This is a genomic window from Paenibacillus sp. OK060 (assembly GCF_900101205.1).
GTDB classification, from domain to species: Bacteria; Bacillota; Bacilli; order Paenibacillales; family Paenibacillaceae; genus Paenibacillus; species Paenibacillus marchantiae.
In genome coordinates this window covers 464,162-478,097 of the sequence record NZ_FNFR01000004.1, presented here as the reverse complement: position 1 = coordinate 478,097, position 13,936 = coordinate 464,162, and the positions used below count along the sequence as shown (strand labels likewise).

At 42.2% G+C, this 13,936-nt stretch carries 13 protein-coding genes; all 13 read right to left on the bottom strand.

The features are described 5' to 3' along the window. Positions 1–32: 32 nt before the first annotated feature. The gene (locus BLS14_RS17300; RefSeq protein WP_090953126.1) at positions 33–1,364 is read right to left on the bottom strand and encodes a UDP-glucose dehydrogenase family protein; all 1,332 of its coding nucleotides are present in this window, start codon (positions 1,362–1,364) and stop codon (positions 33–35) included. Next, complete coding sequence (locus BLS14_RS17295) at positions 1,361–2,749, bottom strand: sugar phosphate nucleotidyltransferase (protein WP_090953124.1); 1,389 nt, start codon at positions 2,747–2,749, stop codon at positions 1,361–1,363. The genes BLS14_RS17300 and BLS14_RS17295 overlap by 4 nt, the downstream gene beginning before the upstream one ends. 47 nt (positions 2,750–2,796) lie before the next feature. Continuing rightward, positions 2,797–3,789, bottom strand: a complete 993-nt coding sequence (locus tag BLS14_RS17290; RefSeq protein ID WP_090953122.1) for a polysaccharide pyruvyl transferase family protein — start codon at positions 3,787–3,789, stop codon at positions 2,797–2,799. After that, positions 3,755–5,140 carry a lipopolysaccharide biosynthesis protein gene (locus BLS14_RS17285; protein ID WP_090953120.1) on the bottom strand — a complete coding sequence of 462 codons (1,386 nt, stop codon included), beginning with the start codon at positions 5,138–5,140 and terminating at the stop codon, positions 3,755–3,757. The genes BLS14_RS17290 and BLS14_RS17285 overlap by 35 nt, the downstream gene beginning before the upstream one ends. Then, positions 5,140–6,036: a glycosyltransferase gene (locus BLS14_RS17280; RefSeq protein ID WP_063564504.1), complete on the bottom strand. Its 897-nt coding sequence runs from the start codon at positions 6,034–6,036 to the stop codon at positions 5,140–5,142. The genes BLS14_RS17285 and BLS14_RS17280 overlap by 1 nt, the downstream gene beginning before the upstream one ends. Positions 6,037–6,067: 31 nt before the next feature. Further along, complete coding sequence (locus BLS14_RS17275) at positions 6,068–7,213, bottom strand: glycosyltransferase family 4 protein (RefSeq protein WP_063564505.1); 1,146 nt, start codon at positions 7,211–7,213, stop codon at positions 6,068–6,070. A gap of 39 nt (positions 7,214–7,252) precedes the next feature. Further along, positions 7,253–8,335 carry a glycosyltransferase family 4 protein gene (locus BLS14_RS17270; RefSeq protein WP_063564637.1) on the bottom strand — a complete coding sequence of 361 codons (1,083 nt, stop codon included), beginning with the start codon at positions 8,333–8,335 and terminating at the stop codon, positions 7,253–7,255. Further along, the gene (locus BLS14_RS17265) at positions 8,328–9,491 is read right to left on the bottom strand and encodes a glycosyltransferase (protein ID WP_256336536.1); all 1,164 of its coding nucleotides are present in this window, start codon (positions 9,489–9,491) and stop codon (positions 8,328–8,330) included. Before BLS14_RS17265 ends, BLS14_RS17270 begins: the two co-directional genes overlap by 8 nt. Beyond that, a complete protein-coding gene (locus BLS14_RS17260; protein WP_090953118.1) occupies positions 9,488–9,814 on the bottom strand; it encodes a hypothetical protein in 327 nt (108 codons plus the stop codon). Before BLS14_RS17260 ends, BLS14_RS17265 begins: the two co-directional genes overlap by 4 nt. Before the next feature lie 113 nt (positions 9,815–9,927). Beyond that, complete coding sequence (locus BLS14_RS17255) at positions 9,928–11,121, bottom strand: glycosyltransferase (RefSeq protein ID WP_072734353.1); 1,194 nt, start codon at positions 11,119–11,121, stop codon at positions 9,928–9,930. Positions 11,122–11,146: 25 nt separating this feature from the next. Continuing rightward, entirely contained in the window at positions 11,147–12,109 is a 963-nt protein-coding gene (locus BLS14_RS17250) for an SDR family NAD(P)-dependent oxidoreductase (RefSeq protein WP_063564509.1), read from the bottom strand. A 33-nt stretch (positions 12,110–12,142) separates the two neighbouring features. Further along, the gene (locus tag BLS14_RS17245) at positions 12,143–12,811 is read right to left on the bottom strand and encodes a sugar transferase (RefSeq protein WP_205412004.1); all 669 of its coding nucleotides are present in this window, start codon (positions 12,809–12,811) and stop codon (positions 12,143–12,145) included. Beyond that, complete coding sequence (gene galU / locus BLS14_RS17240) at positions 12,808–13,716, bottom strand: UTP--glucose-1-phosphate uridylyltransferase GalU (RefSeq protein WP_063564639.1); 909 nt, start codon at positions 13,714–13,716, stop codon at positions 12,808–12,810. The genes BLS14_RS17245 and galU overlap by 4 nt, the downstream gene beginning before the upstream one ends. Positions 13,717–13,936 lie beyond the last annotated feature (220 nt).

Here is a 13,936-nt window from a genome sequence, read left to right as displayed (position 1 = left end):
TCCTCACTCACATTCAAGATGATGAATAGCGGTTAAATGATTGCTGCCGCTTTCCCTTCCAGCTTCGTCAAACCTGGACGACCAACAGAATAATATTGAAGATTAGATGCCTGCACCTGTTCAGCACTATACAAATTACGACCATCAATCATAATTGGGTCCTTCATGATTTTGGCCAGTTCATTCAAATCGATATGAGCGAATTCCTTCCATTCAGTCAACACACACAAGGCATCTGCTCCTTCAGCAGCATGAAGTGGATTCTCTTCCCACGTGATGGAAGCTACATCTACCTCTTTACGGAAATTCGCAGTTGCAATGGGATCGTAGGCCTTAATGACTGCTCCAGCATCACTTAAATGCTGAATGATATCGATCGCTGGAGCATCCCGCACGTCATCTGTCTCCGGTTTAAAAGCTAACCCCCAGACAGCAATTGTTTTTCCTTTTAAAGATCCCAGCGCCTCTTCCAGTTTGTGAATGACATGAAAACGCTGATCTTGGTTTACTTGGACAACGGATTTTAACAGTCTGAAATCATAATCGACCATGCCTGCGATCTGAATTAAAGCCTGTGTATCTTTTGGAAAGCATGAACCTCCATAACCAATGCCTGCCTTCAAAAAGGAAGCTCCTATACGCTTATCATAGCCCATGCCTTCGGCTACTCTTGTAACGTCGGCTCCTACTTTTTCACATATATTCGAGATTTCATTAATGAATGAGATTTTGGTTGCGAGAAATGCATTGGAAGCATATTTAATCATTTCGGCTGATCGAATATCCGTAATGATGAGGTTCTCGGTCAATGGCCGATGGAGTTTCTTTAGTGTTTTAATTGCACGATCACTGTCTGTTCCAATGACAATCCGGTCAGGATTCAGCGTATCATTCACCGCAGATCCTTCGCGGAGGAACTCGGGAACAGAAGCCACATCGAAAGGCTGAGATGAAATACTGCTAATCAGCTCGCGGACACGATCATTGGTGCCTACAGGAACGGTGCTTTTGGTCACGATAATTTTGTAGCTTTCAATGTGACTTCCAATCTCTATAGCTACTTGCTCCACATAGCTCAGGTTGGCTTCGCCGCTCGGAAGAGAAGGCGTGCCTACAGCGATAAAGATAATATCCGACTGGCTAATCGCTTCAGCAATATTGGAGGTGAATGATAGTTTGCCTGCTTGCATGTTGGAAGCCATCAACTCTTTGAGGCCAGGCTCATAGATGGGCACGTTGCCCTCGTTGAGCATATCTACTTTGGCCTCATTGTTGTCCACACAGATGACTTGGTTGCCGATCTCCGAAAAGCATACTCCCGATACAAGACCTACATACCCTGTTCCAATCACCGCAATATTCATCTTGTTTTCCCCCAATTCACGCAATTTTGGATAATATCTGCCCATTCCATCTCGATTCGTACGATATCCTCTTCCACCAGCTCACTGCCCATCTGAACTTCAATGATTTCAAGTTCGGTTACGGCTTTCACACTGTGTTTACTACCTGCCAGAATGGAGATAACATCCCCTTGATTAAGCAATCTCAGTTCACCATCCAGAATCAGTTCGCCCTGTCCCGAAACAACTGTCCATACTTCATTTCGTTTGAGATGGTATTGATAAGAAAAATTCTTATCTGCCTCAACAATAATGCGTTTAGTTAATACCTCTTCTCCTCTGGCATTACGCGTGTAATCAAGCACTTTGTAACAACCCCAGCGGCGTTCCTCATACATAGGACGTTGATTATCATCCTTAAGAATCTCTTTAATCTGTGGACTTGCCTCTTTCTCACTAACCAGAATTCCATCCGGACTGGTCGCAACAATAAGATTGGATACTCCCAGCACACACACCGGAATATTCAACTCATTGATCAGATGTGTGTTTACCGAGCTATTCGTCATTACACCTTTGCCCACAATATGGGTACTCATTTCGTCCGTCAGCGTATTCCATGTGCCGAGATCTTTCCAATATCCCTCATAAGGTGTAACCACAATGTGACTGGCTTTTTCGACTACTTGATAATCAAAGCTAATTTTCTGTAATCTTCCGTATTGTTTGAGCATCTCTTCATACTGAATTGGCAGTTCAAGGGAGATCAGCAGATTAATCAGATAGTTCAGCTTGAATGCAAAAACCCCGCAATTCCAAAGGGCAGATTGCTCTATCATCTCTGCCGCTTCAGTCTCACAGGGTTTTTCTTGAAAACGCGATACTTTGGCGTAATGGTTATGTTTTTCGGTTTCATGGGGATCAGGAATAATATAACCGTATTTCTCTGAAGGATACGTCGGTTTTACCCCAATTAATGCGAGCTCCGCGCCAGACTCATCTAACACTCCTTCAAGCTCCGTAACTTTATAGAAAAAGGATTCCTCCACATATGGGTCAACAGGAAGTACAGCAACCGTTTCGTTCAGACTGACACCCTGTACCGAATACAGATATACAGCTGCCAAGGCAATTGCGGGAAAGGTATCTCTGCGTTCCGGCTCTACGACAAGATCAACCTTATCGCCCAGTTGACTCCGCAAAATCTCCACCTGTGGCTTACTCGTTGCAATCGTGGCCTGTTCGCTTAATCCCGTATGCTGCAGTTGCCTCCATACCCGTTGAACCATGGATTCCGTCTGCCCTTCAGGGCCCTCCAGTACTTTCAAGAACTGCTTCGATCTCGTATCGTTGGATAAGGGCCATAACCTCTTGCCTGATCCACCGGAGAGAAGTACGATTCTCATGGTTATCACTCCACTCTCTATATTTTACACACATTGAGCCCATTTTTTTAAATTGTTGCGGTTTTTTCCCTATACTTAGGTGTAGGTTGAGAGATCGTTTTTGAGGAGGTATCCATGTTTGCCGTGTTTACTTCATGAGTCCATATTCGATAATATCCCGAGTTTTTCCCGTAGGAGTTATCAATCAGTACATTGGGTTTTGACATAAGGCAGGATAAGATATGTCCGTGTAATCTGGAAGAATGAATCATGCGATAGTCCGCGAAACAACGAATAGCCTTATTCACCAGATAATCACTATATTTCATCCATAGAAACTGTGAAATGGCTCGTGACGCCCGCTTTTTCAGTCCTTTACTGATGTAATAAATAAGTTTCTTTTCATATCTGTTATATAATGTTGGCCAATCCTGATTATCGCCTTGTACTTCCATCTGTGTTTGTTCTGAATTTTTTTCAATATCGGTTCTATAAAAATTGAGTCTCTCTTTGCTTGGGTTAATCTTCACTTCTATTGGCCAAAGTTGATGCGCCATATCTGGAAGAAGAGCAACATGACAATTTATAAAATACGTAGATGCCAACAGATAAGATGACTCATCTCGCACATATAAATGGAGATTTGTATGTTTATTAAAAATTGCTGCTGTTTTAAGAATATTGCTTTCCTCTTTATAGAAGATAGTCTGAGGCAAAATCACTATTTTGTGTCGAGGATAATTCTGAACAACTGTTTCTCTCACCTTCTGATGAGCATCATACAAATCCCCGAAATTACCTCCCCCACTAAGAACAATAATGTGGTCTTCTGGGATATGAATGTTTTCATGAAAATCATGCACGCTATATCTTGCTGAAACGTGAATGTGGTTGCTCTTAAAAAAAGCCTCTGCTCCTTTCATTATTAATATATCGCCGCCGTTACTATAAACCGGATAATCAATATAATAAATTTTGGATTTAGGAGGTACGATCTCCAATATCAATTCAAGCCGCTTTTTTAACTCATCCATGGGATGAATCCTTTGCACGTTTGGCATCTTTTCCGGCTCCTTTGAGTATATTTTTCTCTCTCAATCTTTCCTTTAGAAAAGTAATATCTTCCTTGTTGTACAGCATCTTATGCATAGGCATTTTGAAAATAATGGATACGGATGCAAGTGACATCAACATGCGAACAAAGGAACCTAGCAATAATGCTAACCCTATTCCGTATAAGCCCAGTAGTGGAGTGAGCACAAAAAATAAAGTAATCGTCACTGCCAATGCTACAATCTGCCGGAGTACGATTACACCAGGTCTTCCCAATGCATTAAACGCCGAAGCCAGAATCCAGGATCCTCCGCCAACAATGCATTCCAGAGATAACAAATAAAACACACCGCTAGCTTCAAGAAATTCCGGTCCGAACAGTATTCCAATAAAAAAACGACCAATCAGCATACTAGGTATGATGATGATCGTCATAAGAACCATACTAATACGGAAGGCTCTGCCTACAAGAGTCAGTACCTTCTGCTGCTCCATGCCTGCGACCTTTGGAAAGATCACATTCGTTATCGCAGTCTGAACTACGTTAAACATTCGGGAGAGGGCAAAAACAACCGAATACAACCCAAAATCTTTGGGTGTAAGTAAAGCCAAAATAATTATTTTATCAAACTGGTTATACAAAGTACCAAGCAGCTCCACACCGTATACTCGAATACCATAACTGAATAGGTGAATACAGGTTCTAAATTGACTCACCAGCTTGCTTGCTGAACTGAATATTTGCTGCCTCATGGCATACATGTAACAGATTAATACAAGTATATTAGCTGCAAAACTAACAATGATTGCTCTTTCCACTGTTAATATGCCTGTTATCCACAGCAGTACCAGACCAACAAGATTAAATAAGGGAGCAAACAACCTTGATAGATTATAAATATGGAATTTATCCGTTCCTTGGGCGGCTGCTGCAAGCACTCCCATAAACAGCATTACAGGAACCATGGATACGGTATACCAGCGCGCAATGGAAACGACCGATTCCGAATATCCGGAGAGCCAGAAAGAGATGCCAAACCAACTTACAATCCCAGCTATCAAGCTGATAGGAATTTGAACCGCAAAGCTCATGCTGATGTATGTTGGTAATTGATTTATGTTTTTTTTCACATTGTAGATTAACGAGGTTGGTAGACCAAATGCAGCTAGACCAGATATAAAGGCGGGCCAAAACAGTACAGCAGCAAGTTCACCTTTACCTGTTGCCCCGAACATTCGAGCTGTAATAATAGAAGTGAGAGTCGTCACAGCCATAATAAGAATATTGGCAACACTGGTCATAAAAATGGTCTGCACCATGCTAAGCTGCCTTGGCTTTTTGGCAATTGCCATATTCATCAGGTGTTCAGTCCTCTGCTGTTCCGGAAAGACCCTACGATCGTTCCGTTACGATAAGATATTTTTGCCATTTCACTCATTACCTTTTGGACATTATTAAATGAGATTAATATTAATAACGCCGCCTGAACAATCCTAATAGTATGCTTGAATATTCCCCATCCACTCTTCTTATAACGTGTTGCATCACTAATGCCTTGCCAATAAACTCTTCGCAGTAACCAACGTTTAGTTAGCCTACTTTTTGCTATTTTGTGCTCTACAATAGCGTATGGACTGTAAAAAACTTTATATTCTAGACGAACTCGACCAATTAGCTCGCTTTCTTCACTTGACATTAAATTGCTACCTACACGTCCCAAATCTTCTCTAAATGGTTTAATCTGCTGAAAAATACTCATCCTGAAAGCTACATTAGCTCCAAAAGGAATAGAGGGCGCCTGCATTTCCACAATTTCGCTAGAAAAATCCATCAGCGTGTACAGACTAACGATATCATGTGGTATCCAATCAGGTTTCCCCCCCTCCCAGATAGGTACTATTTTTCCACCAACACAACCAATTTGGGAATCCATATCAAAAATTTTAATGACTTCTTTAATCCAGGTAGAACACGCTAGTGCGTCATCATCCAGGAATAAAATAAACTCTCCCTTCGCTTCCTGTATCGCTCTATTTCTTGCATAGGATAATCCTAATTGAGGCTCGAAAATATAGCGAACATGCGCTGGCATGTTAAGAGAGTCGAATAATTCTTTTGTGTTATCCGTTGAATTATTATCAATAACCAGAATCTCGTAATCAGCACTACCCGTGTCCCCATTCAAAACACTTTCAACAGCTTGCATCGTGTCTATTGCTCTGTTGTGTGTGCAAATGGATACTGAAGCCCTCATTATCTCACCCCAAATATACAGTTTTATTTGTTCAGGCTAATTGCTTCAACAGCTGTCCGCGATGCGACCATAAGCAATGATTAATAACCCAGTCATGACCGTTATTTCCCATCGTTCTGGCCAGTCCTTCATCTGTAATCAATTCTTCGATACGATTGGCAATTTCCTTTTCATCCAGAGGATTTACAAGATAACCAGTTATCTCGTCCTTTACTGCGTCAGGAATTCCGCCGCTGTTGCCCGCAATCACAGGTAATCTGTAGTAATTGGCTTCAAGAAATACAATTCCGAAACCTTCCACATCACCTTTTTCCTTAATATCACGGCTAGGCATGACAAACAGATCAGAACCTTCATATAACTGATGCAGCTCGTGGTCAGTGATACCGCCTGTGAATACGACTACAGAATCTAACCCGTACTGCTTCACCAGACGTTCCAATTCGCCTCTGTATGGACCATCTCCACATATTAGATATTTCAGATTAGGAATCCGCTTGATTACATGACTAATAGCTTTAAGAGTGACATCATGTCCCTTGCGCTCAACCAAACGAGAGACGGTTATCATCACTTTTTTGCCATGCAGATCATATTTATCGCGAATGTCTTCATTGAAATCAGAACCACCGTTTAGTTTGCTTACGTTTAACCCTGGTGGAATAATGACAATCTGCATCTCCGGAATGCCGAGCTCCACCAGCTTTGACTTGGTATACTGGCTATTGGCAATCACCTTGTCAGACCGCCTCAAAATGAACAACAGGAGTGGGAATAACTTGCTGTTCACCATCCCCATAACATCCAGGCCATGAACATAAGGGAAATATTTAACCCCAAAAAAAGTTTTCATAAACGGGCCGGCGATGCCTACTGGGAATATGTTAACAAAGTGTATTTCGTCGGCCTTTTTGCGCCATTTCAGAATAATAAGCTGGAAGACTAGGATAAGCTGCGATACGATGAGCAGGAGCTTATTGGAATTCCAAAAGATTCGTTTCCGGATAATCTCGAAATCGGTCTTCTGGTCAAATTGTTCGGACGCTGCAACATCCTTTATTTTATTCGTTAGAACCGTGGTCTCTTCTGCCGAAATCTGAGATATAAGTCCATAAGCATAATCATGAATCCCTCCTTTTTCCGGCGGGAAATCAATAGCAACAAATACCTTATTCATACATTTTATCTCCCTTGAGAGGTCTTATGGAAAGAGTATCTACATCGTGTTCATAATGATGTTCACCGTGTCTTTAGCACATTTGTTCCAGGAAAACAGACCCGAGTGATCTTTTCCTTTATAAGACATTTGCTTGCTCAATTCCGGATTTGATGTAATTTCAATCAATTGTGAAGCTGCTTCTTTCGGACTATCTGGATTAAAATACAAAACAGCATCCCCACAAACTTCTGGAATGGATGCACGAGAAGATACAATAACCGGGCAACCTGCCGCCATTGCTTCCAAAGGCGGCAAGCCGAAGCCTTCATACAAGGAAGGGAATATAAACCCAGCCGCATCCTCGTAAAGCGCCTTTAATTCCTCATCTGTAACATAGCCCACCCAATTAACTGCATCGGATTTGGCCCATGTCTGTTCACCAAAAACTTTACTGTTTTTAGACCCAACAATAACAACGTTCAGATTGTGAGCTTCGATCTCAGGTAAAACTTCAAAAATCAAGTTGAAGTTTTTATAGGGATTCATCGTACTCACGGCTAAGACATAAGGTGATTGAATACCATATTTTTCGATCGTTCCTGCAGCTGCCTTTTTTCGATGAATGTGATCAATACCCAGATGAGTGACCACGAGCTTGTGCTCCGCTATTTTACAGTGCTGCATCAGTTCTCCTTTGGAGAAGTGAGATACAGTAATAATCTTCTTGGACGTTTTCCCCAGTCGAACCATCAAAAATTTGTACCAAGCACGGAAAGCAAAAGAAAAAGCCTTTGGGTAGTTGAACACAGCGGCATCATGGATGGTTACAATCTGATTTTTGTTAAAAGCTGGCCCTGTGTTACATAGATTGATTAACAGCCCATTTTTCGCATGAAAGGGGAGCTCGAGTTGTTCCCATAGATGTCCTTTCAGCTTACCGACTTCTTTGTGATGAATATGCTTGAAATCAGGCTGAGTGACTATGTTGGAAGGTGACAGCAGACAAAACTCGTACTTTGCAGGATCGATTTCTCCCCGATCAATCATCTCATCCATCTCTTTCACAAGTTCAAGTGCATATCGTTGCACTCCAGTAATAGTTTGGGTGAGAAACCGGGCATTAATATATATTTTAGTCATGAACATCTCCAGCTCTCTTTGAAAGTTCCAAACGACCCGTTGCAGCCCCTCCCTGGGATGAACTTCCTGCATAGGCATGATGATAGAGACTTACAATCTCTTCATTCATTCGCTCAGCGCTAAACTTTGTCTTATACAAGGCATATCCTGCTTCACCCATCCTCTTCAGTTCATCCTTATTAAGATGTTTGAGAATCTGCAGCAGTTCATGAGAATGTTCGATGTCAAATAAATATCCGCTTCTTCCGTGCTCAACCAGTTCAGGCAGAGCTCCGCGATTGCTTGCAATAACAGGCTTGAAGTTTTTCATAGCCTCCACAGCGACCAGTCCAAACCCTTCCCAACGAGAAGGCATGATTACTGCGTCACACTGCTGATAATAACGATCGATATCTGCATTATTCACCCAACCCAAACGAATAACATTGTCTGGAAAGTTCCATTCATTATTCTCCAACACGCTATCCCCAATAACATATAAACGAATATAATTCTGCAATTCAGGATGATCATTCAATATTTGCAGCAGCACATCCAGTCCTTTTTGCCGATCATACCTGCCTACAAACAATAACCGAACGATTTCAGGCTCTCTGTCTGCCTCATTCCATAAGTTAAAATTGACACTTTCACGCTCTCGCACACCGTTATACACCAACTTGGACTTGGAGGCCGACAGCCCCAGCTTTATAGAACTTTCGAGCTCATGTTTAGAAATATTAATAATTACATCCGTTTTATATGACATCAATTTCTCGATAAACAAGTAGCCCTTCTTATATAACGGCTTCGTATCCATAAGAAATGCCCATCCGTGAGAACAATAAAAAATATGGGCCTTCCTTGGCAGAACAAAAAACAAGCCCCTTACGAGCAATCCCGCAAATGAGCTGTGAATGTGAATAATATCCGGTTTCAATTTACGTATAGTCTGGTAAATCTGCCACATCGCTGAGAGAAAGTACTTAGGATGACGCTTGTATTTGTATTGAAAAATATGATCCTGCTCCAAATCAAAACTTGTGGCGCTATTATTTGCGCTCATTAGCAAATAGACATCATAATGTTGCCGCTGGTATGCAACAACCTCATTGAGATAGGTTGCCATACCACCAACAACGTATTCCCCAATATGCAAAATCTTCACTGTGCTCACCCCGCTTTCTGTGGCTTATCATATTCATCACGAGACTGTACAAGAGCCTTACCAATAACAAACCATAAGAACACATTGGCAGGAAATATTTCAAGTACATTAGTTGTAAGACTTGCAGCTGCAATTCCAGCCAGTAGTGCAATGGCCACCTGCCGCAAACGGAACTCATCTAAACTAGGCAGCATATTCTTTTTACGAACAAGCGCTACAGCGAGCGAAACAAACAAGACAGCAAAGTATATTAAATCAATCCACCCTGTCTGTTCGTAAAAGGAAAAATATTGATTATCCACTGCAAAGTTATTCGATTTCAACCCGATCATGTGCGTTCGTCGGCTGGCAGCTCAGCGATACCATAAACAGCAGATGGAGACTCTGATCTCACCTGAACGAATGGATGAGATCTGTCATTCAGTGAAATCATTTGGGTGTTAACTTAACCTCCACGCGTGATTAACCTCTCATAGATATCACTATGTTCCTTAAGAAGATAATCTGCATTAAAGGACTGGCAATGCGCAAAACATTGATGCTTCAAATCTCTTTTGGCGGGTCCAGACAGATTGTAATAGTGGAAAATAGCCTTGATAATCTCCTCTACGCTATGGGAAGCAAATGAAAATTGCTCAGCGTCCAATAGAATCTCTGGCATCCCCCCAACCCTTGAAGCATAGACTGGCGTACCCACCTGATAAGACTCAATGACCACTCTGCCGAACGGTTCATTCCATGTGGAAGGTACTATGGTCAGATCCATGTCTTTCATCTTTTGGGCAATTTGCGATTTGTCCAGTTTCCCCATAAAGATAATACGTGTGTCCGAACCGGCCATCTCCTTCAACTGATCCAGCATGGGACCATCCCCAAAAACAAATAATCTTCCCGCAATCTTTTCATCCACTCGTTTTACTGCATTGATCAAATACTGAACACCCTTCACTTCGGTCAGCTGCCCGAAATATCCAATATCCAGCGGCAGATTATGATGAACCTCTTTGCTTGCATACAGATCCTGAACTACTTCGTTCTTCTCCACAATATTATGAATCACATGTTTGGTGGAGTGTTCGAAGAACCCCATCACTGTATGCGTCCGGAGAATATGCCCTGATATACCAATAACCGCAGAGATCATTCGGCTATATCTCTTGGAAATTTGTCTGTACATTTTGGAGTAGGCTGCGATCTTAATAGGCTCAATCAAAGAGAAGTCTCGAAGCGTGTGCACCACCGGGATATCCAGTTCATACGCCGCTTTCCAGATCGCCAGGCTAAGCCCCGGAATGTTCTGAGTATGGATTACAGACGGACGAGTCTGCGTAAGATAACGTTTAATTTGCTGATATTGCCTGACGTTAAAAATATCCTTAACTCGCCATAGCACTTTATCCGGAGTTGATAATTGCTTGGCCGAGTCACCAATCCAGTACCGATTGTTAAATGGTAATCTCAATATCTCAATTTCATTGACCTTATCTATCCGCAATTCTCCTTCCTTATGCCCCCCAACGGTAATGACTTTAACGTCATAAGTGGGATTGAGGGTTTGAGCGAGAATTTGCGTTGATATTTCAGCCCCGCCAATAACATCCGGCGGATACAAACTGTGGGCAATTAATATTTTTTGCACTCATCTCATCTCACTTTGATTGGTTTCACGGAGTTTCCTGCAACGTGGCACGAACGTTCTCAATCGTTAGTTTTAATCCATCTTCTAGTGAAATTTCCGGATACCAACCGAGCACTTCCTGTGCCTTTTGAATAACAGGGCGGCGAACTTTAGGATCATCCTGAGGCAAAGGCAGGAACACCAACTTGCTGTCCGATTGGGCTAACTTTTTTACCAAATACGCCACTTCAAGCACGCTGTACTCTGTAGGATTTCCGATATTAATAATCTCTCCATTCGCTTCTTCCGTTTCCATCAATTTTTGCAGACCACGAATATTATCATCTACGTAACAGAACGAACGAGTTTGCGAGCCATCACCATAAACGGTAATGTCCTGCCCCGTAAGTGCCTGTGTCACAAAGTTAGAAATAACACGGCCATCATCGTTCCGAAGCCCTGATGAATACGTATTAAAAATACGTGCTACCCTCACGGAAACACCGTGTTTCGTGTAGTATTCATAACAAAACACTTCACCCAAACGCTTGGCCTCATCATAACAAGCTCTAGGCCCCCAAGTGTTCACGTTACCTCGATAACTCTCAGGCTGCGGATGAACTTCGGGATCTCCGTAAGCTTCACTCGTACTCGAATATAGGAACTTTGCTCCTTTGGTACGGGCGAGCTCCAACAAATGATAGGTTCCTCGAGTGTTCACCCAGATCGTTCCGATCGAATCTGCCTGATAGAACTTGGGTGAAGCGGGTGAAGCCAGATGATAGACTTCATCTACTGGCTGATCTACCAGAAAATCCAGTGAGTCGGACAACGTAACATCAGCTTCACGGAAAAAAAAGAGGGGGCTGTTAGCCACCTCTTGCAGATTTTTAGAAACGCCTGTTGAAAGGTTATCTATTCCGGTAACCTGATGTCCTTGATCAATTAATGATTTGACTAAATGTGAGCCTAGGAAACCGGCCGCGCCAGTCACTACAACATGTTTCAATGCGATCACACTCCATATTATCTAATGAGTAGGTTAAAATGTATTACTTTTGATCATAACGCCAACGGTTTTAAAAATGATAATAATATCCATCTTCATAGAGACGTTGGAGATATAATGAAAATCATATTGCAGATTATGGTGAATCGGTTCCTTGCGAACATCACTTACTTGCCACAGCCCGGTAATTCCTGGTTTTACCAGAAAACGTCTGCGCTCCAGATCCGTGTAGCTTTCTTCTACGATTCGTTTCATTTCAGGTCTCGGACCTACGAAGCTCATATCTCCTTTGATAATATTAAGCAATTGAGGCAGCTCATCCAGGCTAGTCTTCCGAAGTAATCTTCCTAGTCTGGTAATTCTGGGATCATCGCTTGTCGTTGGCGATATGCTATATTTCGGTGCATCCGTACGCATCGTTCTGAATTTATAGATACTAAATTTAACTCCGTTTTTCCCGTAACGTTCTTGTCTAAATATCACAGGTCCTTTGGAATCAAGTTTAATCATAATCGCTGCAACAAGCATGACCGGTGATGTAATCAGCAACAGCACAGCCGCAATAATAAAATCGATAAACGGTTTTATTACGTCAGCATATCCGCCAACACGTTGCGAGTAAGGCTGTTCCAATACTGCCGAAGTGCCATCCTTAGCCAGGGCATCTCCACTCCCTAAGTATTCCGGTCTCGAAAGTTTCACAGACTATCCCCTCCTGCTACAAGCATTTGGTTCAATTGTTCCTTCATCAAAATCTCTTCAATAGCCATTAGGACTGGCGCACGCAATTCTTTATTTTTGAGAGCAAAATCAAGTGTGGTCAGAATATACCCCAGCTTCTCACCCACGTCAAAACGTGAGCCTTCAAAATCATAAGCACTAATTCCTTCATCCCGATTCAGCATTTGCAACGCATCCGTGAGTTGGATCTCACCACCTGCACCCACATTTTGCTCTTCCAGATACTCAAAAACTTTAGGTGTCAAAATGTAACGACCCATAATTGCCAAATTGGAAGGTGCTGTACCCAATGGTGGCTTCTCAACCATGCTGTTTACAGAAGACAAACGCCCCTCTGTATGCAATGGATCAATAATTCCGTAGCGGTAGGTTTCACTTGGACTCACGGTTTTCACACCGAGTACTGATTGTTTGACCTTCTCATATTGCTGAATTAACTGCTTCGTGCACGGCACATCAGAAACCACAATATCATCACCAAGTAATACAGCAAACGGTTCATTTCCAATAAAGTTTCGAGCACACCAGACAGCATGCCCAAGTCCCAGCGCTTCCTTCTGTCTTATGTAATGAATATCAACGTTGGAGGACTTCCGGACTTCTTCCAGTAAGCTGAGCTTTCCTTTTTCGAGCAGATTTTGCTCCAGTTCAAACGCGCTGTCAAAATGATCTTCAATCGCACGTTTTCCCTTGCCCGTTACAATAATAATGTCCTCAATCCCGGAAGCTACAGCTTCTTCAACGATGTATTGAATGGTCGGTTTATCCACAATAGGGAGCATTTCTTTAGGCATTGCCTTTGTAGCGGGTAAAAATCGGGTTCCCAATCCGGCTGCGGGAATGATTGCTTTCCTCACTTTAGTCATAAATACCACCCTATCCATTATTATTTTTTTATGTTTAAAAGCATGAGTTGGATCATTTAAATCCATGAAACCATGAAATAAATTGATGCAATTCTTACTTTTAATTTCATAAAAGGGCATTAAACCCAACCTCACATCACACCCTTGACGATATACGTCTAAGGTACACTACCCACAGTGTGACCGAGTGCCTACATTGATAAAGGTATAGTAGACATGA

Excerpts from the sequence above, each read along its gene's own strand:
- BLS14_RS17300 (WP_090953126.1), bottom strand. The coding sequence starts at position 1,364 with ATGAATATTGCGGTGATTGGAACAGGGTATGTAGGTCTTGTATCGGGA.
- BLS14_RS17295 (WP_090953124.1), bottom strand. The coding sequence starts at position 2,749 with ATGAGAATCGTACTTCTCTCCGGTGGATCAGGCAAGAGGTTATGGCCC.
- BLS14_RS17290 (WP_090953122.1), bottom strand. The coding sequence starts at position 3,789 with ATGCCAAACGTGCAAAGGATTCATCCCATGGATGAGTTAAAAAAGCGG.
- BLS14_RS17285 (WP_090953120.1), bottom strand. The coding sequence starts at position 5,140 with ATGAATATGGCAATTGCCAAAAAGCCAAGGCAGCTTAGCATGGTGCAG.
- BLS14_RS17280 (WP_063564504.1), bottom strand. The coding sequence starts at position 6,036 with ATGAGGGCTTCAGTATCCATTTGCACACACAACAGAGCAATAGACACG.
- BLS14_RS17275 (WP_063564505.1), bottom strand. The coding sequence starts at position 7,213 with ATGAATAAGGTATTTGTTGCTATTGATTTCCCGCCGGAAAAAGGAGGG.
- BLS14_RS17270 (WP_063564637.1), bottom strand. The coding sequence starts at position 8,335 with ATGACTAAAATATATATTAATGCCCGGTTTCTCACCCAAACTATTACT.
- BLS14_RS17260 (WP_090953118.1), bottom strand. The coding sequence starts at position 9,814 with ATGATCGGGTTGAAATCGAATAACTTTGCAGTGGATAATCAATATTTT.
- galU (WP_063564639.1), bottom strand. The coding sequence starts at position 13,716 with ATGACTAAAGTGAGGAAAGCAATCATTCCCGCAGCCGGATTGGGAACC.